The organism is Salmonella sp. GDC200615 (genome assembly GCF_050574145.1).
Lineage (GTDB): Bacteria > Pseudomonadota > Gammaproteobacteria > Enterobacterales > Enterobacteriaceae > Salmonella > Salmonella enterica.
Genome location: NZ_CP192247.1, coordinates 2,755,776 through 2,781,733, shown reverse-complemented (window position 1 = coordinate 2,781,733; position 25,958 = coordinate 2,755,776). Strand labels below are relative to the sequence as shown.

Below are 25,958 nucleotides of genomic sequence, written 5' to 3'. Positions count from 1 at the left end.
GTTAATCATCCTCTTTTTTCATTTCAATACTGCTCTGCCGGATATGCACCAGCAGGCGGTAGTTGTGTCCTGTCCCTTCTACCGGTTCGATTTGCTTCCATTCCGTAGTCTGGTCGTCGGAAAAATAGGCAATCACGCCGATAAACTGCGTTTTCTCATCCAGCTTCACCGGCGGCAGGGTTTTCATGGTGTCGGGCAGCAGGCTGAAATCCTGGTGATCGATATAGTTTTTCCCCAGCGCGTCGGGTAGTGCGGTGGTGGCTATCTGGTCGTAGTCGGCCGCCTGAAATTTTGAGTCATCGCTCAGATAAACCAGCTGCACGTCCACCGCAGCCGCTTCACCGTCCGCGTTGATATTGGCATCCGGCTCCGTCAGCAGCGTAATCGTCACCTGCGAAGACTGGTCTGCCAGCTTACCGACCTGAATATCCGGGTTTTTAATCACCTCGCCGATTTTTTTTACCGTTTCACAACCGCATAAGGCGAGGGTGAACAACGCCACCATCGCCCAGGCGAGGAAACCACGGCCTGTCATGCTTCCGGCTCCCGCTGCTTTTCACGCAACACCCGGTCATACACCTGGGCATACACTTCGTTAAACAGCATCTCAAAACCCTGCTGGCGGCTGGAGGCCAGCTCATCGTAATAATCGCAGTACATCTGCCACGCACCGGCATCATCCAGCGGTTTACGCAGTTCGTGGCTGCGGCGGTACTGCACAAAACGGCGCATCAGACTCTGTGGCGAGAAGGCGTCCAGCAGCACGCGCAGCGATTCCACAATCGCGGCGCGGTTGGCTTCTTCGTGATGACGAATATTGCGCAGGCTCTCGCTGACGGCGGCGGGCGCGGCCAGATGTACCGGGCTTTTCCCTTCGGCAAACAGCACGTCCAGCGCCGTGGCGTAGTCCATATTCAGGCGCAGCGGGTTATCTTCCAGCGGGCGCAGATGCTTGTCTGACAGGCTGTTGCGGCGCTGCTGTAGCTCAAGCAACCCCTGAATCGCCGCCTGCAATGTCCTTCCGGCCTCCTCCAGAAAATCATCGGCGTCCTGGGTGTTATGCACGGCAAGCGATCCCCCCAGCCCGCGCAGTAACGGCGTGACGGCGAGGTGGCGCTGCGCCGCGTCTGCCGGTGACATGCCCTCTTCATTATCATGCGGATCGGCATACATGGACGGCAGATCCATAAACGGCGTGTTGATCCCGCCGTTTATCGCCGGATCGGATAACGGGGCGGAGGGCCGGGCCGGGGTGATACCCGCAAGCGGATTGTCCCTGGTGGTCAGACTTTCAGCCTGGAGCACCTGCAACGGATCGGTGGAAAAGCCATTAACAACGGTATCCGCGAGCTGATGGCGGGACGGCATTCCCGGATATTCCGGCGCGCCGTCCGTGGACAGTAGCGTGTCCGACAGGAGGTCGTGGTTAGAAACGATGGTTTCAGGCGTCGCCATCTCCTCATCGTAATGCCGCATCCCGCCCTGGTTCAGATAAACCCGGAGTATCAGATGCCCGGTCTGGATCTCATCGCCCTGACGTAACTGCACCTGGTCTGAGGCCGCCGTGACTTTAGCCTGGTTCAGCCATAATGGCGATGCCAGCGGATGCAGGCAGAATGCGCCATCATGCAGGCTGATGCTGAACGCCTTCGCCGGAACGTTCTGGTGCCGGTCCTGAACAGGCCAGTGGCATTCGCTGCCGTGGCCCACATCGCCGTCTCCGGTGAACAGACACCGTGCGGTACGTCCGCTCTCCAGCTCGTTACCGTTAACGACATGCAGTGAAAGCGTCTGTTGCCGCGCTTTTTCTTCCGCCATATTCTGCTCCATGATAGTAATATTTTACTCCCTGACCCTGATGGTGACTGAGGGATGCTCTCCCGGCTCGCCGAGAAATGACGTCCAGCCCAGCAGCGCGCTCTTGTTATCGCCCAGCCGCATAATCCCCACCTGATCCGGGGCCAGCCCCAGGTGTAAATCCCAGGCAAGCTGATCGCGCAGGACGAAGGAGACAAACATCGCCAGCGGCAGAAAATTTTCTCCTGACGGCAGGAACGAGAGAAACTGCTTGCGGCTCAGGTGGTTAATACTTAACTGAAATTTACCGCTGAGATCGGGAACCCGCGTACCGAGGACAAAATTACCCAGCACCGATCGCCCGGCCAGTTTTTCGCCATTTTTAATCGTGTAACATCCAAGACTGTTCTGCTGATCCGGCTCGATATCCACCATCCGCCGCTGCCAGTTTTGCAGCGTCACGTCCGATAAATTTAAATCGAAACAGTGCGCAACCAGCGTACAGACGATCTCCGGCGAACGTCCCGGATTTGCCAGTATCCCGGCATAGGCCAGCATTTTGCTGTGGTTAACGGGCAGACTGTCGCGAAGCTGCCGGTGGCCCAGCCCCACCAGGGAGTACATCCGCTGCGAGAACGCATCCACGCCGCCGTTACGGAAAGCGACGTGGTAACGGTACTTACGCCAGATATGCCAGACAAACTGCGTCAGGCGATGGCTGAACATATCCAGAAAATCGCTGACCGGACTCTGCTCGTGCGCGGATTTCCAGGCCAGGTGATCAAGGTAATAGCCGGGGAGGGGCGACTGGCTGCCCTGCAATCCCATAAAGGTGGTGGTCATCCGGAACAACCCGGAAGCATCCTGCTCCAGCGCGCTGACATCGCTTACCGGAAATCCCAGGCTGGCGTCCGCCTGGAAACGAATGGTTTCCTGCGCCGGAGGGGTATCCAGGGATAACACTGGCGTTTCGCCGCCTTCTGATGCCAGCCGGTGCAGCAGCTCAGAGAGCGCGAAAAAATTGCAGGCGCAGGCGTCCTGAAACAACGGCTCCCGCAGCGTGCGTTGTTCATCCTGCGCCGGAGCATCGTCCGGACTCAGATGAGCGGGTGTTGCCCGGTTCTTTCCGCCCATTTCCATGACTCCTAGCTTTCCGTGTTAACGACGGTCAGCATGTGGAACGAATTGACGATGGCGTACAGCGACAGAAAATGCGACAGCACCGCGCCCAGCAGGTACATTTCACCCTCGCAGACAAACGGCTCCGTATGAATGGACAGGGTGGACGCCAGCCCGCGCACCGGTATGCCGGTAAACAGGCGATCAACCGGGGTTGTTTCCAGCCGTTCAATGGCGTCCAGCTTCTGCTGTGACAGACGGGCCATCTGCGGATGATGGATGGCGTGGCGATCAAAATTGGCGATCACCTGTTTGAGCGCATCAGCATCCAGCAACGACAGATAATTCAGGTTCATGGCAGACAGCAACGACCAGTGCAGGCTGCCGTCAATCACCGGCCAGAGCGGTCTGGTGGGGCGGGTGATATTGCGAAATGACGCCACCGACGCGTTTTTACCTGTCGTACCGGTGATATCGCCGGGCCGTAGCTGTACCGGCAGCTCCCGGTTGGTGCAGGTCAGCGATACAGAAACCACTTCATTATTAAGCAGTGAGGCATCCGGGAGGCTGCCATCGGCATGAATAAAAGCCAGGGTATGATCAAAGCCCCGGTGAAACAGCGAGGTCCTGGTCCGGTGCTGCCAGTAGACCACTTCCCGCTTACGGCTGTACTCCATCTGGTGGCGGAAACTCTCAAAAGCAGGCCAGTGGCGCGCGGCCTCTGTGATCACCGGCCGTCCAAGATCCGCTTTTCTCTGCTTCCCCTGCGTCTGACTCACCACGCTGTTAACCGAAAAAATGTCGTAATGATCCGGAAAATGACGGCTGGGAACCAGAGCGTAATCCTGCCGCTGATGATCCAGCGTGATGGCTTCGGCATGGTGGGAAAACAGATTAATGGCGGGCGCACAATATAAGCGCAGGGAATCATCCCGCAGCCGGATATCTGCCGGTAAGGGGCGAGAAAACCGCAGCCGCAGAGTGAAACGGTTCTCCTTTAACCTGTCTGGCAATGCCGGAATGCCACAGGCATCGAAAAACAGAAAACTGTCGGCGTAGCAGAAAAACTCCTGGAGAATGCGGTAGCCGCTGTGGACATTGCCGGGCCAGGGCAGCATGGCGTCCTCTGACTCAAAACCCACCGCTTTCAGCATAAATTCAGGCATCGGGATCGACTGCCCGCCCGCCATCAACTCTGCGCCCTGTAAATATTCACAAAACCACAGATAAAGCTGATAGCGGGTATAGTTATCATCGTTGCCCAGCCAGAAGCGCAGCCTGTTCAGATCCAGCGTGGCAAAATCAGTGCCCGGTGCGACGGCAAACGTAATATCAATAATGCCGTGGCGGGGCGTACTGCGATTTTCAACCTGATCCAGTTGAACGGGTAACAGCCAGATATCCCGGCACAGGGTGAACGTACAGGGCGGGGCTACATCGTGCTCATTGCCGGAATACGCAGACAATACCGGGTTTCCCTGAGTCCCCTTCGCCCCGGTTGTGAACTGCTCATTACGGGGGATCAGTACCGGCACGGAAGTTTTATCCATATCCGGCGTATATTCAATCAGCGTCATCGACGGCACCGGGCGCAGATAATTGGGCCACAGCATCCGGATCAGTCCGTGCGTCAGCTCCGGAAACTCATCCTCGATTTTCTGGCGCAGATTGCCGGTCAGAAAGGCCACGCCCTCCAGCAGACGCTCGATATCCGGATCGGCCTCTTTTTCTGCCAGAAACCGGGCCAGATGCGGCTTTTCGGTCGCCAGCAGCTTGCTCAACTGCCGCAGGTGATCCAACTCCTGCCTGTAATAGCGTTCTTCGAATTCCATTCTGCTACTCCACCCGATAATGCTGACTACCGTCCGGTGCCATATCAAACTCCAGCACATCGTCGATATCGTTAAATGTCACCCAGGCGGTGATACGAAAAATTATCTCCTGTGGGCTGGCGGCCTGTGGCAGGATTGCCCGGACCTCCGCGTGCGAAATCCGGGGTTCATAACGCTCAATACACTGCACGATGGCCTGGCTCATGGCGCTGCGGTAATTATCCGACCCTTCCGGCTCTTCAATACCCAGCCCCGGTGTTCCCCGACAACTGCCGGAGCGGGTGTTCAGGATATTGCGCAGACTATGGCGAATGGACTGCCTGAACGCCTCTATATTACTGCCCTCCCGCCAGTTTCTGGCAGGAGGGTTTTCCAGACGCTCAAACAGCGATCCGGCAGGCTTTTCGCGCGCCGGTATCACTTATCTAACCGTCCGACTAAAGACAATTCAAACGACGCGCCCATATATTTAAAGTGCGGCCTTGCGGAAATCGCCACCTGATACCAGCCCGGCTCGCCGTCCACATCCAGCACCTCCACTTTAGCGCCACGCAGCGGCTTACGGCTGCGGACATCAGCAGGCGGATTCTCCTGATCGGCGACATACTGGCGCACCCAAATATTCAGCTCCCGCTCCAGATCGCTTCTCTCTTTCCACGACCCAAGCTGCTCGCGTTGCAGCACCTTAATGTAGTGCGCGAGGCGGTTAATAATGAACAGATAAGGCAACTGCGTACCCAGCTTGTAGTTGGTCTCGGCGTCTTTGCCCGGAAAATGCTTGGGTTTCTGAACGCTGTTAGCCGAGAAAAACGCCGCATTATCGCTGTTTTTACGCATGGTCAGGGTGATGAACCCCTCTTCGGCCAGCTCGAACTCACGGCGGTCGGTGATCAACACCTCCGTCGGGATCTTGGCCTGAATCTGCCCCATTGACTCATATAAATGTACCGGCAGATCTTTTACTGCGCCGCCGCTCTGCGGCCCGATAATATTGGGCGCCCACCGGTATTTCGCGAACGAATCGGCTATATTACTGGCCAGCATCCAGGCGGTATTGCCCCACAAATAATGCTCGTGGCTGTGGCTCACATCTTCGGCGTAGTTGAAGCTTTTAATCGGGTTTTCGGTCGCGGAATAGGGCTGGCGAAGCAGAAAACGCGGCGCGGTCAGTCCCAGGTAGCGGGAATCTTCGGAATCACGCAGGGCGCGCCATTTTGTGTAGGCCGGACCTTCAAAAATGGCGTAGAGATCCTTGATATTGGGCAGCTCGGTCCATGATTTCAGGCCCATAAACTCCGGCGACACGGAAGAAAGGAACGGCGCGTGAGCCATTGCGCCGACGGCGCTGACATAGTTCAGCAGCTTCATATCCGGCGTGGTATTTTTGAACTCATATGCGCCCAGCACAGCCGCAATCGGTTCGCCGCCAAACTGCCCAAGCCCGCTGGAATAAACATGCTTATAGAAGCCGGACTGGGTAATCTCCGGCGCGAACTCGAAATCTTCCAGCAATTCCGCTTTGGTGACATGGAGGACATGCACCTTAATATTCTCACGAAAATCAACGCGATCGACCAGCGCTTTCATTGAACGCCAGAACGACTCCAGTTGCTGAAACTGAGGGGCGTGAATAATAGCATCCATCTGACGGCTGATACGGGCGTCGATGTCCGCAATCATGCTGTCCACGGCCAGTTTGTTTACGGGTTCGGCAGGTGAAGTGGATTGCAGGAGGCTGGCAATAAAAGCCGTTACGCCCTGACGGGCAATATCATAACCGTCAGCGCCGGGCTGGATACGGGTTTGTGCCATGATTTCATCAAGCAACGACGGGGCATGGCTTCCCTGTTCAGTGCGGGTGGAAACAAGTTCTTCTTCCTGTAAAGACATACTGAAAATCCTTGTGTTGATCTGTATTTCTGGAACCAGGTTTCACTGTCAGTGGAACACCTTTCGCCAGTGTGGCTTCATCTGCTGGTACCCGTTGATATGGATGATTTCATCCATCAGACATCCGATCCTCTGGTCAAGCGCCGCGACCAATACCTCCAGTGTTTCTGTGTTGATGTCGCCTGTCTGACTGATAAATAACCGGATCACTGCCTGCGTTATTGCGTCATCGGTTCTGGAGGTCTCTTCCCGCAAGCCCATACCAGGATAATCTCCCTGAAAAACAGAGGTTACTGGTTTTCTGCCTGGCTGATCTCCCGCAGTAACTGTTCGCGGGATTCTTCATTTTCCAGCAATGCCTGAAGCTGGGCGCGAAATGCAGGCAGATTACCGAGCGGGCCTTTTAATGCTGTCAGCGCTTCGCGTAGTTCCAGCAATTTGTTCAACTCCGGTACCTGTTTTGCCACGCTGTCCGGAGAAAAATCGTTCAGGGATTTGATTTCCAGCGAGATATTCATCTCATCGCCATCTTTTGCGTTGTCCTTCAATGATGCCGGAACTGCAAAATTCAGGCTAATGGACGCTTCTGCCATCACTGAATTGAATGAATGTTTGTCGATAGAAACCATCTGGCGTTCATCAAGTGGCGCTGTTTCCTGTGAGTTTCCGGTATCCCCCACTATCAACATATTAAGGGGTAATTCCACCTCAGAAGGCTCACCGTCCGTTTTTGGAATGTAAGAAATATTAATGCGTTCTTTGGGTGCCACGCTGCCGTTATAATCTTTGCTCATAGAGATCATCCATCAGGTTACGTTATGTTTTTTTGCATCTCCGTACAGACTATGGAATGCCGTGTAATAAAAAGCTTGGTAATCATTTTACGCGCAGAAAATTTTTTGAGAAGCACTTTTTCAAAATGGAATACAGGAGTATTCTTCTTTTGTGGTTATTTCAGGATGACGTTGTTTTTATAAGGAATATCTTAAAAGATATTTTAATGAATGGTGTTTTGTTTTTTTAGTTGATTGATATATATGTATTTTTTATTTAACCATGTATTGGGTAAATGCTATCTATATTTATTTGTACACTTTTTGTTCATCATTAATAAAATAGCATGGTGAATGAGGTTTACGAAGATGGTGATGGTGAAAAAAGAATGGATATAATATTTATTCATGAGTAAGTATCGTCTTTATTTTATAAAAATAAATGCTGATATATTATCATGTGAATATGTTGGCATGTAATTTAGTCATCATGTGAATGCTTTTTAGTCTCAGATTGTACGATTCAGCTTGCTATATGAAGAGAGCTTAAGCTACAGGATTTTTAATGTAATCCACATATTTTTATCTGTCGGATATCTTTCTGCAGATGTATGTAAGTGTCATTAATCGTTAACAAGGAGTTTATAAATGCCAACACCGTGTTACATCTCAATTACGGGGCAAACCCAGGGCAATATCACCGCTGGTGCATTCACCGCAGATTCTGTCGGCAATATCTACGTGCAGGGTCACGAGGATGAAATGCTGGTACAGGAATTCCTGCATAACGTGACCGTACCCACTGATCCACAGTCCGGGCAGCCGAGCGGCCAGCGTTCGCACAAGCCGTTCATTTTTACCGTGGCGCTGAACAAAGCCGTACCGCTGCTGTACAACGCGCTGGCGTCCGGTGAAATGCTGCCGAAAACCGAACTGCACTGGTGGCGTACTTCCGTTGAAGGCAAGCAGGAGCATTACTTCACCACCCGCCTGACGGACTCAACGATTGTGGATATGAAACTGCATATGCCGCACTGTCAGGACCCGGCAAAGCGCGAATTCACGCAGTTGCTCGAAGTCTCGCTGGCCTACCGCAAAATCGAGTGGGAACACGTCAAATCCGGCACCTCTGGCGCGGATGACTGGCGCGCGCCGCTGGAAGCGTAAACGGAATCAACAGCATCCCGCCCTGACGGGCAGGGTGCTGTTTTTGCCTGGAGACGGAGGTAAAAAAGTAGTGCCAGTAAGGGGTTACGTTTTTATTACGGGAGATGGCGGACGCCGGATACTTCGGCGGTAGCGTGCCCGGAGGCAGGCGTAACACTGTACTGTCATTCGCCGCAGTCCGGCAGGCGGTTTATTTTCCCCGTTAATTCATGAGGTTATTCATGTCAACAGGATTACGTTTCACACTGGAGGTGGACGGCCTGCCACCGGATGCGCTGGTCGTGGAGTCCTTTCACCTGAGCCAGTCCCTTTCCACGTTATTTTCCCTCGATATCTCGCTGGTCAGTCAGCAACTTCACAACATTGAGTTTGCCCAGGTACTGGAAAAACCGGCGCACCTGAAAATCTGGCAGGGCACGGAGATACAGCGCCGGGTGAACGGCATAGTGACCTGGTTTGAGCAGGGGGAAAACGACGGACACCAGATGCTGTACAGCATGAAAGTTCGTCCGCCGGTGTGGCGCGCCGCGCTGCGGCAGAACTCGCGTATTTTCCAGAATGAAGACATAAAAAGCATTCTCGGGACGATACTGCAGGAAAACGGCGTGACGGACTGGAGCCCGCTGTTCAGTGAGGCGCATCCGGCGCGGGAGTTCTGCGTGCAGTACAGCGAAACGGATTACGACTTTCTGGCGCGGATGGCGGCGGAGGAAGGTATTTTCTTTTACGAGGAACATGCGCAGACCAGCGACGACCAGAGCTTGGTGCTGTGCGACACGGTACGTTTTCTGCCGGAAGCCTTTGAAATCCCCTGGAACCCGAACACCCGTACCGAGGTGAGCACGCCGTGCGTCAGCCAGTTCCGCCACAGCGCGCAAATCCGCCCCTCTTCCGTCATCGGCAAGGACTACACCTTCAAACGCCCCGGCTGGGCGGGCCGCTTTGAGCACCAGGGCGAACATCAGGATTACCAGCGCACGCAGTATGAGGTCTTTGATTATCCGGGGCGCTTCAAGGACGGCCACGGTCAGAACTTCGCCCGCTGGCAGATGGAAGGCTGGCGTAATAATGCCGAAGTGGCGCAGGGGAAAAGCCGTTCGCCGGCGATATGGCCGGGACGGCGTATTCAGCTGACGGAACACCCGCAGGCGAGCCTGAACCGGGAATGGCAGGTGGTGAGCAGCGATTTACACGGCAGCCAGCCGCAGGCGGCGGGGCGCTCAGGTTCAGGGACAACGCTGGACAATCATTTTACGGTCATCCCGGCAGACAGAACATGGCGGCCACGCCCGCTGCCCAAACCATCAGTGGACGGCCCGCAGTCGGCGGTGGTCACCGGCCCGGAAGGGGAAGAAATCTTCTGCGACGAACATGGCCGTGTACGGGTGAAATTTAACTGGGACCGGTATAACCCGGCGAACCAGGACAGCTCGTGCTGGATACGGGTGGTACAGGCGTGGGCGGGGCCGGGGTTCGGCAACCTGGCGATACCGCGCGTGGGGCAGGAAGTGATAGTGGACTTCCTCAACGGCGACCCGGACCAGCCCATCATCATGGGGCACACCTACCACCAGGAAAACCGCTCACCGGGCAGCCTGCCGGGCACCAAAACGCAGATGACCATCCGCTCGAAAACCTATAAAGGCAGCGGGTTTAACGAACTCATGTTTGATGATGCGACAGGGAAGGAGCGCGTGTATATCCACGCGCAGAAGAATATGAATACCGAGGTGCTGCACAACCGCACCACCGATGTGACGAATAATCATGCTGAAACCATTGGTAATAACCAGGTGATTGCCGTTACCAATAACCAAATCCAGACCATCGGCGTCAACCAGGTGGAGAAGGTGGGCAGTAACCAGGTGATCAAGGTGGGTGCCAATCAGGTGGAAACGGTGGGGATTGTCCGCGCCCTGAATGTGGGGCTGGCATACCAGACTACCGTGGGCGGCATCATGAATACCTCGGTGGCGCTGATGCAGTCTTCTGAGGTCGGGATCTTCAAATCACTGAATGTGGGAATGAAATACAACGTCAATGTCGGGCGTAATGCCAGCGTTAACGTGGGCAACAGTAAAACCGAAAGTACCGGTAAAACGGCGGTGTATTCCGCAGGCGAGCATCTGGAGCTGGTGTGTGGTGAAGCCCGTCTGGTGCTGACGAGCGACGGCGGTATTTTTCTGAACGGCAAACATATTGAGTTGCAGGGCGTGGACAGCTTAAACGGGGATTCAAAGCTGATCAGCTGGAACTGTGGGGTGAGCAAGAAGCCACCTGAAGCATCTGAACAGCAGGATGACCCCGATCCATCGGATCTGATCATGTACTGAATAACATAATGAATACCGGGCTACAGCAGGAGCCACCGGGAGTGTCTTTCGCGTTTTTCCGGTACGGCATGACTCTGAGGGATATTAAGGAAGAAATAAAGATGAGCGGAAAACCAGCGGCGCGTCAGGGCGACATGACCCAGGTGGGCGGCCCGATAGTTCAGGGTTCAGCGGGGGTACTGATAGGCGCACCGACGGGGGTGGCGTGCTCGGTGTGCCCAACCGGAGAGGCCAGTCCGAAGTACGGCAATCCGGTGAACCCGCTGCTGGGGGCGAAGGTCCTGCCCGGCGAGACCGATATTGCGCTGCCCGGCCCGCTGCCGTTCGTGCTTTCCCGCGCCTACAGCAGTTACCGGACGAAGACGCCCGCGCCGGTGGGGCTGTGCGGGCCGGGCTGGAAGCTGCCGTCAGACCTGTGGTTACAGCTGCGCGGCGACGGGCTGATACTGAACGATAACGGGGGCAGGAGCGTGCATTTTGAGCCTCTGGCGCCGGGGGAGATACAGTACAGCCGCAGAGAGTCATTCTGGCTGGCGCGGGGCGGGGCGGCATCGCAGCACAACAGCCACCCGCTGTCGGTCATGTGGGGCATGCTGCCGGAGGCGGTGCGGCTGTGCCCGCATATTTGCCTGGCGACGAACAGCCCGCAGGGGCCGTGGTGGGTGCTGGGATGGGCTGAACGGGTGCCGGGGGCGGATGAGGCGCTGCCCGCGCCGCTGCCGCCGTACCGGGTGCTGACGGGAGTGGTGGACGGTTATGGCCGCCGTCTGACGTACCATCGCGACGGTGCATACGGCGGCGCGGTGACGGCGGTGACGGACAGCACCGGGCGGCGCTACCGGCTGGTGCTGACCACGCAGGCGCAGCGCGCGGCGCAGGCGGCGTCAGCGTCTTCTTCGTCATTATCTCCCGCCCCGTCGTCGTTCCCTTCATTTTCTTCCCCACCCTCTCCCCGCTCACCGTCCTCCTGGTCGGAGACGCTGCCTGTAACCGCCTGCGGTGAGGACAGCGGCATCAGGCTGTCGGCGGTGTGGCTGGTGGAAGACCCGGCCTGTCCGGATGCGCTGCCGTCGCAGCCGCTGGTGCGTTACGGGTACACGGCGCGCGGTGAGCTGGAGGCGGTGTATGACCGCAGCGGTGCGGAGGTAAGGCGCTTTGAGTATGACGCCGGGCAGCCGGGGAGGATGACGGCGCACCGTTACGCGGGAAGACCGGCGAGCCGCTACCGGTATGATGACGCGGGGCGGGTGACGGAGCAGGTCAACCCGGAAGGGCTGGGTTATGCGTTCGCGTATGAGAAGAACAAAATAACGGTAACGGACAGCTTGGGGCGGCGTGAAGTGCTGCACACGGAAGGCGAGGGTGGCCTGAAACGGGTGGTGATGAAGGAGCAGGCGGACGGGAGCGTTATCCGCAGCGGGTATGACGGTTCAGGGCGGCTGGAATGGAGGACGGACGCGGCGGGGAGAAAGACGACATACAACCCGGACGTGGCGACAGGGAAGCTGACGGCGGTGACGGGGCCGGACGGGAGGAAGACGAAGTACAGTTATAACGACCGGCAGCAGCTGACAGCCACCGTCCACCCGGACGGACGGCGCAGCACGCGGGAGTATGACCGTCAGGGCCGTCTGGTGAAAACGGTGTTGCGTGAGGGGAAGGTCACAGAGTATGCGTATGGCAGCGCCCATGACAGCCAGCCGTCGGTGGTGAAGGACAGCTCCGGCAGCCGCCGGATAAGGCGGGGACGTAACGGGGAGGTGGTGTCGCGGACGGACTGCTCGGGTTATGAGACGCGGTATGAGTATAACCGCTACGGGCAGCAGACGGCGGTGCATTATGAGGAAGGCCTCAGCGTTTACCGGGGTTACGACCGCCGGGGCAGGCTGTCGTCAGTGAAGGACAGCCAGGGTCGTGAGACGACATACGAATACAGCGACGCGGGCGACCTGACGGCGGTGACCCGCCCGGACGGCCAGCGGCGGGAGGCGGAGTATGACGCGCGCGGGCGGCTCATCAGCGTGACGGAAGGGGGGCTGACGCGGCGGGTGGAGTACGATGCGGCAGGGCGCGTGGTGCGGCTGGAAAACGAGAACGGCGCGGAGATGCGCTTCACGTATGATGCGCTGAACCGGGTAACGGAACAGCGGGGCTTTGACGGCAGGACGCAGCGGTATGGCTATGACCGGAGCGGACGGCTGGCGCGCAGTGAGGACGAGGACCTTGTCACGCACTGGCACTACGATAACGCCGACCGGTTAACGCAGCGCACCGTCAACGGTCAGGAAGCGGAACGGTGGCAGTATGACGAACGCGGGTGGCTGACGGCGCTGAGCCATATCAGCGAAGGGCAGCGTGTGACGGTGCATTACGGCTACGATAATAAAGGCCGTCTCACCAGCGAGCGGCAGACGGTCCATAACCCGGAGACGGAAGAACCGCTGTGGGCGCACAGCGTGCGGCACGGTTATAACGACCGGGGGCAGGCGGTACGGGAAGCGTATGACGGCCTGCCGGTGGCGGAGTGGCTGACGTACGGCAGCGGGCACCTGGCGGGGCTGAAACTGGGAAGCCAGCCGCTGGTGGAGTACACGCGCGACAGGCTGCACCGTGAGACGGAGCGGCAGTTCGGTGCGTGGCGGATGGAGACGGGCTACACGGCGGGGGGTGAGGTGGCATACCGGCACCTGCCGGAGGCGGCGCTGAGCCGGGAATACCGGCATGACGTACCGGGGTTCCTGACGGGCATCGACGGCGCGGGTGAAAGCTGGCGTTACGGTTATGACGGGGCGGGAAGGCTGTCGGCGGTGGGCCTGACGACCAGAGAAATGAGCGTGGACATCCCGTATGAGACGGACGGAGCGGGAAACCGGGTGGAAGCGGGGGCGGAACGCCGGGAGGCGAACGGACTGCCGGGCGTCTTCGCGGACAACCGGGTAACGGAGGACGGGCGGTACGTGTACCGTTACGACCGGTACGGCAACCTGGTGGAGAAGGGAGAGCGCGTCCCGGCGGGCGCGATACGCAGCGGCGATGAGCGGACGCACCATTACCGTTATGACCGTCATCACCGGCTGGTGAGCTACCGGTGTACGGAGGGTTACGGAAGCCGGAGCATCACGGAGAGCCGGTACGTATACGATGCGACCGGCCGGCGGGTGTGTAAAAAGGTATGGCGGCGTGAGCGGTATGCGACAGGACGCTGTCATGACTACACGGCGCTGCCGGAGACCCCGGAAGTGACGTGGTACGGGTGGAGCGGGGACAGGCTGGTGACGGCGCAGACGGAACGGAGCCGCATCCAGACGGTGTACGAGGGAGGCGGGTTCACGCCGCTGGTCAGGGTGGAGACGGCGACAGCGGCCCTGACAACGGTCCGTAGCCGGAGGAGCCTGGCGGAGAAGCTCCAGGCGGAAGGGAGCGAGGACGGGGCGGGGGTGGTGTTCCCGGCAGGGCTGGTGAGGCGGCTGGACAGCCTGGAGGCAGAGCTGCGGGCGGGGAGAGTGAGCAGTGAGAGCCGTGCATGGCTGGCGCAGTGCGGACTGACGGCGGAGCAGATGGCGGGGCAACTGGAAGAGCGCGCTGAACCGGAAAGGAAAATCCATCTTTACCACTGCGACCACCGTGGTCTGCCGGTGGCGCTGATAAACAGCGAGGGGGCGCGGGAATGGAGCGCGGAGTATGATGTGTGGGGAAACCGGCAGAAGGAGGAGAACCCGCAACAGCTTGAGCAGTTACTGAGACTGCCGGGCCAGCAGTATGATGAGGAAACGGGGCTGTATTATAACCGTTACCGTTACTATAATCCGGAACAGGGAAGGTACATCACGCAGGACCCGATTGGGTTGCGGGGGGGATGGAACCTGTATGCGTATCCGCTGAACCCGGTGAGCGGGACTGACCCGCTGGGGCTGGTTGTGGATGCGATTCCCTGGGGAGCGGCGACACCCACGGCGGTGCCCTCACTGGTTGCAGGAACCGTGATAGGGGGGGCGGTGCTGGATGCGGCACTGGCCGGATTTGAAGCGGATGTGGCCGTTCCGGAGCCAACAGATGGCGCCTGGCCGAAGTGGGCTGGGTGGGCAGTCGTTATTGCTGCTGCGGCTGCTTTTACATACCTGACCTGTGCGTCCGGTGATGATTCAACAGAGGATTCAGAGGACAGTGATGCTGGCTATGGTGAGAAGGGGGACTCCACGGATTCAGGGCATGGAGTATCTGGTGCGGAAGACAATGAGAGTGGCAGCGATTCGGATGCCACGACTGTTGACGATTTAATTGCAACGTCATCTAAAGGTGAGCAGACTACAGGGAGGTCCCGGCTTTATGAACGGCCTGGGGGGATTGATGAGGCTAACAAGGATTTTGATAACTTATCCCCTAGCGATGTTAAGGACATCGACAATAATTATGTTACGGGACGAGTGGGTACTTTGCCGGATGGTCGCACAGTGATTGTGCGTGATGGCAGTTCTGATGGTAGACCTACACTTGAGGTCCAATCCGGGAAAAATAAAATTAAATTTAGGTATGATTAGTGAGGAATATATGATTGAAAAATTGGTTGATATTACCCCCCAAAATATATCTTTAAAAGGTAGTCAGATAATTGATTTTCATTATAGGGCAGGGAGTCTTGAGATTATAGTTACTCTTGATGGAGTGAATTCGGATTTTCGATTTTTTTTTGATTGGACTCATTCATTTCGTGTCACTGATGAAGGTGATCTGTTGAAAATGTTGGGTGAGCAAAAAGGAAAAATGCGAGTAGGTATTTATAAGGTTGAGGACTCATCTTATCTGGAATGGTTTAATGACCAGAGTTTTAATATACATGAAAAAGAGAAAATTATTCATTATTTGATTGTGACAGTAAATGATATCATTGATGTTTTGTCCTCAGAGTCTCCAGTGATATCTAACTGTTCTAAATAACTCTTTGAGTGGTGGGGCATCTATGCTGTCGATATGATATGAGGTTAAGGCAGGTCATTACTGGCAGAATTGTACTCAATCAGAAAAGGGACTAATAAGTTTAAACCTGATGCGAATGACCATGCCAGAATAATGTGAGAAAATGACGCATCTTATAGGCATGTTCAAAACTCATCAACGTATATAAACAACTCCTTTATTTTTCCTTCATTTTAGGGTGGAGGCGACTGTTGAAAAAAACCAGCGGCGCGTCAGGGCGACATGACCCAGGTGGGCGGACGACCGATAGTTCAGGGTTCAGCGGGGGTACTGATAGGCGCACCGACAGGGGTGGCGTGCTCGGTGTGCCCAACCGGAGAGGCCAGTCCGAAGTACGGCAATCCGGTGAACCCGCTGCTGGGGGCGAAGGTCCTGCCCGGCGAGACCGATATTGCGCTGCCCGGCCCGCTGCCGTTCGTGCTTTCCCGCGCCTACAGCAGTTACCGGACGAAGACGCCCGCGCCGGTGGGGCTGTGCGGGCCGGGCTGGAAGCTGCCGTCAGACCTGTGGTTACAGCTGCGCGGCGACGGGCTGATACTGAACGATAACGGGGCAGGAGCGTGCATTTTGAGCCTCTGGCGCCGGGGGAGATACAGTACAGCCGCAGAGAGTCATTCTGGCTGGCGCGGGGCGGGGCGGCATCGCAGCACAACAGCCACCCGCTGTCGGTCATGTGGGGCATGCTGCCGGAGGCGGTGCGGCTGTGCCCGCATATTTGCCTGGCGACGAACAGCCCGCAGGGGCCGTGGTGGGTGCTGGGATGGGCTGAACGGGTGCCGGGGGCGGATGAGGCGCTGCCCGCGCCGCTGCCGCCGTACCGGGTGCTGACGGGAGTGGTGGACGGTTATGGCCGCCGTCTGACGTACCATCGCGACGGTGCATACGGCGGCGCGGTGACGGCGGTGACGGACAGCACCGGGCGGCGCTACCGGCTGGTGCTGACCACGCAGGCGCAGCGCGCGGCGCAGGCGGCGTCAGCGTCTTCTTCGTCATTATCTCCCGCCCCGTCGTCGTTCCCTTCATTTTCTTCCCCACCCTCTCCCCGCTCACCGTCCTCCTGGTCGGAGACGCTGCCTGTAACCGCCTGCGGTGAGGACAGCGGCATCAGGCTGTCGGCGGTGTGGCTGGTGGAAGACCCGGCCTGTCCGGATGCGCTGCCGTCGCAGCCGCTGGTGCGTTACGGGTACACGGCGCGCGGTGAGCTGGAGGCGGTGTATGACCGCAGCGGTGCGGAGGTAAGGCGCTTTGAGTATGACGCCGGGCAGCCGGGGAGGATGACGGCGCACCGTTACGCGGGAAGACCGGCGAGCCGCTACCGGTATGATGACGCGGGGCGGGTGACGGAGCAGGTCAACCCGGAAGGGCTGGGTTATGCGTTCGCGTATGAGAAGAACAAAATAACGGTAACGGACAGCTTGGGGCGGCGTGAAGTGCTGCACACGGAAGGCGAGGGTGGCCTGAAACGGGTGGTGATGAAGGAGCAGGCGGACGGGAGCGTTATCCGCAGCGGGTATGACGGTTCAGGGCGGCTGGAATGGAGGACGGACGCGGCGGGGAGAAAGACGACATACAACCCGGACGTGGCGACAGGGAAGCTGACGGCGGTGACGGGGCCGGACGGGAGGAAGACGAAGTACAGTTATAACGACCGGCAGCAGCTGACAGCCACCGTCCACCCGGACGGACGGCGCAGCACGCGGGAGTATGACCGTCAGGGCCGTCTGGTGAAAACGGTGTTGCGTGAGGGGAAGGTCACAGAGTATGCGTATGGCAGCGCCCATGACAGCCAGCCGTCGGTGGTGAAGGACAGCTCCGGCAGCCGCCGGATAAGGCGGGGACGTAACGGGGAGGTGGTGTCGCGGACGGACTGCTCGGGTTATGAGACGCGGTATGAGTATAACCGCTACGGGCAGCAGACGGCGGTGCATTATGAGGAAGGCCTCAGCGTTTACCGGGGTTACGACCGCCGGGGCAGGCTGTCGTCAGTGAAGGACAGCCAGGGTCGTGAGACGACATACGAATACAGCGACGCGGGCGACCTGACGGCGGTGACCCGCCCGGACGGCCAGCGGCGGGAGGCGGAGTATGACGCGCGCGGGCGGCTCATCAGCGTGACGGAAGGGGGGCTGACGCGGCGGGTGGAGTACGATGCGGCAGGGCGCGTGGTGCGGCTGGAAAACGAGAACGGCGCGGAGATGCGCTTCACGTATGATGCGCTGAACCGGGTAACGGAACAGCGGGGCTTTGACGGCAGGACGCAGCGGTATGGCTATGACCGGAGCGGACGGCTGGCGCGCAGTGAGGACGAGGACCTTGTCACGCACTGGCACTACGATAACGCCGACCGGTTAACGCAGCGCACCGTCAACGGTCAGGAAGCGGAACGGTGGCAGTATGACGAACGCGGGTGGCTGACGGCGCTGAGCCATATCAGCGAAGGGCAGCGTGTGACGGTGCATTACGGCTACGATAATAAAGGCCGTCTCACCAGCGAGCGGCAGACGGTCCATAACCCGGAGACGGAAGAACCGCTGTGGGCGCACAGCGTGCGGCACGGTTATAACGACCGGGGGCAGGCGGTACGGGAAGCGTATGACGGCCTGCCGGTGGCGGAGTGGCTGACGTACGGCAGCGGGCACCTGGCGGGGCTGAAACTGGGAAGCCAGCCGCTGGTGGAGTACACGCGCGACAGGCTGCACCGTGAGACGGAGCGGCAGTTCGGTGCGTGGCGGATGGAGACGGGCTACACGGCGGGGGGTGAGGTGGCATACCGGCACCTGCCGGAGGCGGCGCTGAGCCGGGAATACCGGCATGACGTACCGGGGTTCCTGACGGGCATCGACGGCGCGGGTGAAAGCTGGCGTTACGGTTATGACGGGGCGGGAAGGCTGTCGGCGGTGGGCCTGACGACCAGAGAAATGAGCGTGGACATCCCGTATGAGACGGACGGAGCGGGAAACCGGGTGGAAGCGGGGGCGGAACGCCGGGAGGCGAACGGACTGCCGGGCGTCTTCGCGGACAACCGGGTAACGGAGGACGGGCGGTACGTGTACCGTTACGACCGGTACGGCAACCTGGTGGAGAAGGGAGAGCGCGTCCCGGCGGGCGCGATACGCAGCGGCGATGAGCGGACGCACCATTACCGTTATGACCGTCATCACCGGCTGGTGAGCTACCGGTGTACGGAGGGTTACGGAAGCCGGAGCATCACGGAGAGCCGGTACGTATACGATGCGACCGGCCGGCGGGTGTGTAAAAAGGTATGGCGGCGTGAGCGGTATGCGACAGGACGCTGTCATGACTACACGGCGCTGCCGGAGACCCCGGAAGTGACGTGGTACGGGTGGAGCGGGGACAGGCTGGTGACGGCGCAGACGGAACGGAGCCGCATCCAGACGGTGTACGAGGGAGGCGGGTTCACGCCGCTGGTCAGGGTGGAGACGGCGACAGCGGCCCTGACAACGGTCCGTAGCCGGAGGAGCCTGGCGGAGAAGCTCCAGGCGGAAGGGAGCGAGGACGGGGCGGGGGTGGTGTTCCCGGCAGGGCTGGTGAGGCGGCTGGACAGCCTGGAGGCAGAGCTGCGGGCGGGGAGAGTGAGCAGTGAGAGCCGTGCATGGCTGGCGCAGTGCGGACTGACGGCGGAGCAGATGGCGGGGCAACTGGAAGAGCGCGCTGAACCGGAAAGGAAAATCCATCTTTACCACTGCGACCACCGTGGTCTGCCGGTGGCGCTGATAAACAGCGAGGGGGCGCGGGAATGGAGCGCGGAGTATGATGTGTGGGGAAACCGGCAGAAGGAGGAGAACCCGCAACAGCTTGAGCAGTTACTGAGACTGCCGGGCCAGCAGTATGATGAGGAAACGGGGCTGTATTATAACCGTTACCGTTACTATAATCCGGAACAGGGAAGGTACATCACGCAGGACCCGATTGGGTTGCGGGGGGGATGGAACCTGTATGCGTATCCGCTGAACCCGGTGAGCGGGACTGACCCGCTGGGGCTGGTTGTGGATGCGATTCCCTGGGGAGCGGCGACACCCACGGCGGTGCCCTCACTGGTTGCAGGAACCGTGATAGGGGGGGCGGTGCTGGATGCGGCACTGGCCGGATTTGAAGCGGATGTGGCCGTTCCGGAGCCAACAGATGGCGCCTGGCCGAAGTGGGCTGGGTGGGCAGTCGTTATTGCTGCTGCGGCTGCTTTTACATACCTGACCTGTGCGTCCGGTGATGATTCAACAGAGGATTCAGAGGACAGTGATGCTGGCTATGGTGAGAAGGGGGACTCCACGGATTCAGGGCATGGAGTATCTGGTGCGGAAGACAATGAGAGTGGCAGCGATTCGGATGCCACGACTGTTGACGATTTAATTGCAACGTCATCTAAAGGTGAGCAGACTACAGGGAGGTCCCGGCTTTATGAACGGCCTGGGGGGATTGATGAGGCTAACAAGGATTTTGATAACTTATCCCCTAGCGATGTTAAGGACATCGACAATAATTATGTTACGGGACGAGTGGGTACTTTGCCGGATGGTCGCACAGTGATTGTGCGTGATGGCAGTTCTGATGGTAGACCTACACTTGAGGTCCAATCCGGGAAAAATAAAATTAAATTTAGGTATGATTAGTGAGGAATATATGATTGAAAAATTGGTTGATATTACCCCCCAAAATATATCTTTAAAAGGTAGTCAGATAATTGATTTTCATTATAGGGCAGGGAGTCTTGAGATTATAGTTACTCTTGATGGAGTGAATTCGGATTTTCGATTTTTTTTTGATTGGACTCATTCATTTCGTGTCACTGATGAAGGTGATCTGTTGAAAATGTTGGGTGAGCAAAAAGGAAAAATGCGAGTAGGTATTTATAAGGTTGAGGACTCATCTTATCTGGAATGGTTTAATGACCAGAGTTTTAATATACATGAAAAAGAGAAAATTATTCATTATTTGATTGTGACAGTAAATGATATCATTGATGTTTTGTCCTCAGAGTCTCCAGTGATATCTAACTGTTCTAAATAACTCTTTGAGTGGTGGGGCATCTATGCTGTCGATATGATATGAGGTTAAGGCAGGTCATTACTGGCAGAATTGTACTCAATCAGAAAAGGGACTAATAAGTTTAAACCTGATGCGAATGACCATGCCAGAATAATGTGAGAAAATGACGCATCTTATAGGCATGTTCAAAACTCATCAACGTATATAAACAACTCCTTTATTTTTCCTTCATTTTAGGGTGGAGGCGACTGTTTTATTATGTGTAGGGCATATGATTAATGCATTTCTTAGATGCTGCTGTATCTGGAGCATTGTTTAAAAATGAAGGTCTGGTGTCTGGTTATGAAAAATTAACCTGATACGAATTATATAATGAATTTATTAACGTCGACCGGCTGAATAACTGAACAATAAAAAAGAACAAAAAGGAGATATAGATATGGGCGGAAAACCAGCGGCGCGTCAGGACGACATGACCATGAAGGGCGGGAAAATCGTCCAGGGTTCGGCGGGGGTGCTGATAGGCGCGCCGACAGGCGTGGCATGTTCGGTATGTCCGGGCGGAATGACGTCCGGCGAGCCGGTGAACCCGCTGCTGGGGGCGAAGGTACTGCCCGGTGAGACGGATTTCGCGCTGCCCGGCCCGCTGCCGTTCATACTTAGCCGCGCTTACAGCAGCTACCGGACGAAAACGCCCGCGCCATCGGGGTTGTTCGGTCCTGGCTGGAAGATGGCTGCCGATATGCGCTTACAGATTCGTGAGCGGGCGCTGATACTGAACGACAGCGGAGGCCGAAGTATCCATTTTGAACCGCTGTCGCCGGGCGAATGGGCATACAGCCGCAGCGAGTCGTTCTGGCTGGCGCGTTGTGGCGCGCTGAAGCTACATGCGAGTTGCCCGTTGCATGAACTCTGGCAGCAGCTTCCGGAAGAGTTACGGTTAAGCCAGCATATTTATCTGGCGACGAACAGCCCGCAGGGGCCGTGGTGGGTGCTGGGGTGGGCGGAGCGGGTACCGGGCGCGGATGAGGCATTGCCCGCGCCGCTGCCGCCGTACCGTGTGCTGACGGGGCTGGCGGACGGCTACGGACGGACGCTGACGTATCACCGCGCCGCAGAGGGTGAACTGTCCGGGAATGTCACCGGGGTGACGGACGGTGCGGGACGGCGCTTTCATCTGGTGCTGACCACGCAGGCGCAGCGTGCGGAGGCGGCACGTGGGGCGGGTTTACCCGCCGCACCGGCATACCCTGAGACGCTGCCCGCCACGGAGTACGGCACGGATAACGGTATTCGCCTCTCGCAGGTATGGCTGACGCATGAGCCGGACGCTGAGGGCGACCAGGAGCCGGCAATGCTGTCGCGCTATGAGTACACGCCGGGCGGAGAGCTTGCCGCCGTGTATGATCGTGGGGGTGTGGAGGTGCGCCGCTTCCTGTATGACGCGGACCATCCGGGGCGGATGACGGGCCACCGGTATGCAGGCAGGCCGCAGATGCGCTACCGTTATGATGAGACAGGGCGTGTCACGGAGCAGCTTAACCCGGAGGGCTTAAGCTACCGCTACGATTATGAGAAGAGTTGTGTCACCATCACGGACAGCCTGGGACGGCGTGAAGTGCTGCACACGGAAGGCGAGGGTGGCCTGAAACGGGTGGTGATGAAGGCGTCAGCCGACGGGAGCGTGACGCGCAGTAGATATGATGCGTCGGGAAGGCCAGAGTGGCAGACGGATGCGACGGGGAGGAAGACGACATACAGCCCGGACGTGGCGACAGGGAAGCTGACGGCGGTGACGGGGCCGGACGGGAGAAAGACGAAGTACAGTTATAACGATCGGCAGCAACTGACGACGACGGTGTACCCGGACGGGCTGCGAAGCACGCGGGAGTATGATGAGCGTGGCAGGCTGACGGCGGAGACATCGCGTACCGGTGAGACGACGCGGTACAGCTATGATAATCCGCAGAGTGAATTACCGTCCGGGATACATGACGCCACCGGCAGCAGTAAGACGATGCGCTGGAACCGCTACGGGCAGATGGTGGCGTTCACGGACTGTTCGGGGTATGAGACGAAGTATGAATATGACCGGTTCGGCCAGATGACGGCGGTACACCGGGAGGAAGGGCAGAGCATCTACCGCAGCTATAACCGCCTGGGACAGTTAACTGCCGTCAGGGACAGCCAGGGCCGTGAAACCCGCTACGATTATAACGATGCAGGCGACCTTATCACTGTGACCGGCCCGGACGGAAACCGCACTGAAACGCAGTACGACGGGTGGGGCAAGGCGCTCAGTACCACACAGGGCGGGCTGACGCGGCGGATGGAATATGATGCTGCTGGCCGTGTGACGCAACTGACCAACGAGAACGGCAGCCACAGCGCATTTACCTGGGATACGCTGGACCGCCTGACACAACAGACGGGCTTTGACGGACGGGTGCAGCGGTACGGTTACGACCTGACGGGAAAACTCACACAGAGTGAAGATGAGGACCTGGTCACGCACTGGCACTACGATGCGTCAGACCGGCTGACGCACCGTACCGTCAACGGCCTGGAGGCCGAACGCTGGCAGTATGACGAACACGGGTGGCTGACAGAGCTGAGTCACCTCAGCGAAGAGCAGCGTGTGGCGGTGTATTACGGCTACGATAATAAAGGCCGCCTTATCCGCGAACGCCAGACGGTGAGTGACCCGCAGACGAATGAACTGTTATGGCAGCATGAGACACTACAGGGGTACAGTGAGCAGGGGCTGGCAAACCGGTTTAAGCCGGATAACCTGCCGCCGGTGGAGTGGCTGACGTACGGGAGTGGTTATCTGGCGGGAATGAAGCTGGGGGATATGCCGCTGCTGGAATACACGCGTGACAGGCTGCACCGTGAGGTGTTGCGGCGGTTCGGTTCAGACACCCTCCCGGAGAGTTATGAACTGACGACCACATACACACCGGGCGGTCAGCTTCATGGTCAGCATCTGACACTGCCGCAGCTAAACCGGGAGTACGGTTACGATGAGGGCGGCAGGCTGGTACGCATCAGCGGGCCGCAGCAGACGAGGGAATACCGCTACAGTGATACAGGACGCTTAACTAGTGTCCATACCACCAGTACCACTCTGGACATCACCCTTCCGTATGCCACGGACCCGGCGGGGAACCGGCTGCCGGACCCGGAGTTTTACCCCGACAGCGCCAGTACGGTATGGGCGGATAACCGCATCACGGAAGATATGCAGTACCTGTACCGCTACGACAAATACGGCAGGCTGACGGAGAAAACGGACCGCATCCCGGAAGGGGTGGTGATACGGATGAACGACGAACGTACACACCGGTACGAATACGATAACCAGCACCGGCTGGTACATTATGTGCGCACACAGCACGGAGAAACGCAGGCGGAAGGGCGGTATCTCTATGACCCGCTGGGCCGCCGTGTGGGTAAACGGGTATGGAAGCGGGAACGGGTTCACTGGAGCGACACGAGGATGGAGCTGTCGCGCAGGCCGTATGTGACGTGGTACGGCTGGGAGGGTGACAGGCTGACGACCATCCAGACCGGACAGAGCCGCGTCCAGACGTTATATGCGCCGGGGAGTTTCACGCCGCTGGTGCGCATCGAAACAGATGCGGCTGAACAGGCGAAGGCACAGCACCGCAGCCTGGCGGAGAAGCTGTCACAGGAGGGAAGTGAGGACGGCCAGGAGGTACAGCTTCCGGCGGCGCTGACGGCGATGCTGGACAGACTGGAGGGCGAACTGAGGCGTAACGCGGTGAGTGAGGAGAGCCGGGCATGGCTGGCGGGATGCGGGCTGACGCCGGAGCAGATGGCGGAACAACTGGAGCCGGAGTACACACCCCAAAGGAAAATCCATCTTTACCACTGCGACCAGCGTGGACTGCCGCTGGCGCTGGTTACCCCGGACAACACGGTGGCGTGGCGCGGGGAGTATGATGAATGGGGAAACCTGTCGGGTGAGGAAAATCCTGAGCACCTGGAGCTGGTGATACGGCTGCCGGGGCAGCAATATGATGAGGAATCGGGGCTGTATTATAACCGGCACCGTTATTATAATCCGGGACAGGGGAGGTATATTACACAGGATCCGATAGGGCTGAAAGGGGGATGGAACCTGTACCAGTATCCGCTGAACCCTGTCACAGGTACAGATCCATTGGGATTAAAGGTGACTTTTAAGGGTGACGAAGAACAGCAAAAGGCTATGAAAGAGGCATACGAATCTGTAAGGAAGACAAAACATGGTCAGGAAATGATAGAAAAAATGGAGTTATCTGATCATGATTATATATTTAGAGGACCGAGGAAAGGTATGGAACATACATGCTACGATCCCTCCGAATATACTTTCTATATTGAAATAGATTCTGACCATGCCGCATGCCAATATCAAGGAAAAGGTAAAGCATGCAAACTGACACCTACGCCATTAAGTGTAGTTATCGCCCACGAAATGGGGCATGCAATGGGTGAAAATGACGACGGACCAGGACATATGAATAATGTCAAAAAACATGAGAACCCTGTCCGCAAAGAAATGGGAATCCCACCAAGGATGAAATACTGATGATAAAGATAAGCCCTCCCTGCTTAATGAAATTTTATGTATTTTCTTTGCATCTTCAAAAAATCATTAAAAATACATTATTGTTGCTTGTCTGTATTTTACCATTTTTTTGCGATGCGAAAATGCTATTTTTCCGTATTCCTTTTCGTATTCAAACCTATACACCAATAACAAGGGGGGAAATTAAAAGACTTGCAGTGAAAGGAGGGGTGCAAGAATTGCTGCAACGAAATCATGGAAAAGTATTAGCATTACTAAGCCCACATGGGAATAAATGTTATCTATTCTATGATGAAAACATTAGAATATATATATGAAGATAATCACGAATATTTCATAGATAACAAAGGTGTAGTGTTATTCAAGAATAAAAAAAACTATAAATGCTCAAAAAATAAAATTAATGAGAATGAAATCGTTATGTTATTGAACGATGGAAATGTAGATACATGGGAGAAAGATGAATAATAAT

The 25,958-nt window shown here is 57.2% G+C and carries 14 protein-coding genes and 1 pseudogene; 8 read left to right on the top strand and 7 right to left on the bottom strand.

What is annotated here, in order from left to right; genetic code table 11:
• Nucleotide 1: 1 nt before the first annotated feature.
• From tssJ to tssB, 7 genes are all read right to left on the bottom strand, one after another.
• Nucleotides 2-535, bottom strand: coding sequence for a type VI secretion system lipoprotein TssJ (gene tssJ, locus ACQ29O_RS13530; protein ID WP_000147702.1), 534 nt, complete (start codon nt 533-535; stop codon nt 2-4).
• On the bottom strand, nt 532-1,818 hold the full coding sequence (gene tagH, locus ACQ29O_RS13525) for a type VI secretion system-associated FHA domain protein TagH (RefSeq protein WP_000796942.1): 1,287 nt from the start codon (nt 1,816-1,818) through the stop codon (nt 532-534). Before tagH ends, tssJ begins: the two co-directional genes overlap by 4 nt.
• Nucleotides 1,819-1,842: 24 nt before the next feature.
• Nucleotides 1,843-2,931 carry a type VI secretion system baseplate subunit TssG gene (tssG, locus tag ACQ29O_RS13520; protein ID WP_000509049.1) on the bottom strand — a complete coding sequence of 363 codons (1,089 nt, stop codon included), beginning with the start codon at nt 2,929-2,931 and terminating at the stop codon, nt 1,843-1,845.
• Nucleotides 2,932-2,942: 11 nt separating this feature from the next.
• Complete coding sequence (gene tssF / locus ACQ29O_RS13515) at nt 2,943-4,748, bottom strand: type VI secretion system baseplate subunit TssF (RefSeq protein ID WP_020953528.1); 1,806 nt, start codon at nt 4,746-4,748, stop codon at nt 2,943-2,945.
• A gap of 4 nt (nt 4,749-4,752) precedes the next feature.
• Nucleotides 4,753-5,169, bottom strand: coding sequence for a type VI secretion system baseplate subunit TssE (gene tssE, locus ACQ29O_RS13510; protein ID WP_000611698.1), 417 nt, complete (start codon nt 5,167-5,169; stop codon nt 4,753-4,755).
• Nucleotides 5,166-6,638 carry a type VI secretion system contractile sheath large subunit gene (gene tssC / locus ACQ29O_RS13505; RefSeq protein ID WP_000057000.1) on the bottom strand — a complete coding sequence of 491 codons (1,473 nt, stop codon included), beginning with the start codon at nt 6,636-6,638 and terminating at the stop codon, nt 5,166-5,168. The genes tssE and tssC overlap by 4 nt, the downstream gene beginning before the upstream one ends.
• A 290-nt stretch (nt 6,639-6,928) precedes the next feature.
• Nucleotides 6,929-7,432 (bottom strand): type VI secretion system contractile sheath small subunit, encoded by a 504-nt coding sequence (gene tssB, locus ACQ29O_RS13500; RefSeq protein ID WP_020937030.1) that lies wholly within the window; start codon nt 7,430-7,432, stop codon nt 6,929-6,931.
• Nucleotides 7,433-8,059: 627 nt separating this feature from the next.
• On the opposite strand from tssB, the gene ACQ29O_RS13495 reads away from it, so the two are divergent.
• The 8 genes and pseudogenes from ACQ29O_RS13495 to ACQ29O_RS13460 all read left to right on the top strand — a co-directional run bounded on the left by ACQ29O_RS13495 (nt 8,060) and on the right by ACQ29O_RS13460 (nt 25,803).
• Nucleotides 8,060-8,578 (top strand): Hcp family type VI secretion system effector, encoded by a 519-nt coding sequence (locus ACQ29O_RS13495; RefSeq protein ID WP_001142966.1) that lies wholly within the window; start codon nt 8,060-8,062, stop codon nt 8,576-8,578.
• Nucleotides 8,579-8,799: 221 nt separating this feature from the next.
• Nucleotides 8,800-10,911: a type VI secretion system tip protein VgrG gene (locus ACQ29O_RS13490; protein ID WP_000103448.1), complete on the top strand. Its 2,112-nt coding sequence runs from the start codon at nt 8,800-8,802 to the stop codon at nt 10,909-10,911.
• Nucleotides 10,912-11,012: 101 nt separating this feature from the next.
• On the top strand, nt 11,013-15,449 hold the full coding sequence (locus ACQ29O_RS13485; protein ID WP_223557406.1) for an RHS repeat-associated core domain-containing protein: 4,437 nt from the start codon (nt 11,013-11,015) through the stop codon (nt 15,447-15,449).
• 10 nt (nt 15,450-15,459) lie between these two features.
• Complete coding sequence (locus ACQ29O_RS13480) at nt 15,460-15,846, top strand: hypothetical protein (RefSeq protein WP_024131466.1); 387 nt, start codon at nt 15,460-15,462, stop codon at nt 15,844-15,846.
• Between the two features lie 261 nt (nt 15,847-16,107).
• Nucleotides 16,108-20,513, top strand: a pseudogene (locus ACQ29O_RS13475) (RHS repeat-associated core domain-containing protein).
• Between the two features lie 10 nt (nt 20,514-20,523).
• Complete coding sequence (locus ACQ29O_RS13470) at nt 20,524-20,910, top strand: hypothetical protein (protein WP_024131466.1); 387 nt, start codon at nt 20,524-20,526, stop codon at nt 20,908-20,910.
• A 418-nt stretch (nt 20,911-21,328) separates the two neighbouring features.
• Nucleotides 21,329-25,486, top strand: a complete 4,158-nt coding sequence (locus ACQ29O_RS13465; RefSeq protein WP_000509054.1) for an RHS element core protein — start codon at nt 21,329-21,331, stop codon at nt 25,484-25,486.
• Nucleotides 25,486-25,803 (top strand): hypothetical protein, encoded by a 318-nt coding sequence (locus tag ACQ29O_RS13460; RefSeq protein ID WP_253336200.1) that lies wholly within the window; start codon nt 25,486-25,488, stop codon nt 25,801-25,803. The genes ACQ29O_RS13465 and ACQ29O_RS13460 overlap by 1 nt, the downstream gene beginning before the upstream one ends.
• Nucleotides 25,804-25,958: the final 155 nt, after the last annotated feature.

Bases quoted from the DNA above. Each gene is read 5' to 3' on its own strand.
- tagH (WP_000796942.1), bottom strand. From the start codon at position 1,818: ATGGCGGAAGAAAAAGCGCGGCAACAGACGCTTTCACTGCATGTCGTT.
- ACQ29O_RS13485 (WP_223557406.1), top strand. From the start codon at position 11,013: ATGAGCGGAAAACCAGCGGCGCGTCAGGGCGACATGACCCAGGTGGGC.
- ACQ29O_RS13465 (WP_000509054.1), top strand. From the start codon at position 21,329: ATGGGCGGAAAACCAGCGGCGCGTCAGGACGACATGACCATGAAGGGC.
- tssJ (WP_000147702.1), bottom strand. From the start codon at position 535: ATGACAGGCCGTGGTTTCCTCGCCTGGGCGATGGTGGCGTTGTTCACC.
- ACQ29O_RS13460 (WP_253336200.1), top strand. From the start codon at position 25,486: ATGATAAAGATAAGCCCTCCCTGCTTAATGAAATTTTATGTATTTTCT.
- ACQ29O_RS13490 (WP_000103448.1), top strand. From the start codon at position 8,800: ATGTCAACAGGATTACGTTTCACACTGGAGGTGGACGGCCTGCCACCG.
- ACQ29O_RS13470 (WP_024131466.1), top strand. From the start codon at position 20,524: ATGATTGAAAAATTGGTTGATATTACCCCCCAAAATATATCTTTAAAA.
- tssB (WP_020937030.1), bottom strand. From the start codon at position 7,432: ATGAGCAAAGATTATAACGGCAGCGTGGCACCCAAAGAACGCATTAAT.
- tssG (WP_000509049.1), bottom strand. From the start codon at position 2,931: ATGGGCGGAAAGAACCGGGCAACACCCGCTCATCTGAGTCCGGACGAT.
- ACQ29O_RS13495 (WP_001142966.1), top strand. From the start codon at position 8,060: ATGCCAACACCGTGTTACATCTCAATTACGGGGCAAACCCAGGGCAAT.
- tssC (WP_000057000.1), bottom strand. From the start codon at position 6,638: ATGTCTTTACAGGAAGAAGAACTTGTTTCCACCCGCACTGAACAGGGA.
- tssF (WP_020953528.1), bottom strand. From the start codon at position 4,748: ATGGAATTCGAAGAACGCTATTACAGGCAGGAGTTGGATCACCTGCGG.
- ACQ29O_RS13480 (WP_024131466.1), top strand. From the start codon at position 15,460: ATGATTGAAAAATTGGTTGATATTACCCCCCAAAATATATCTTTAAAA.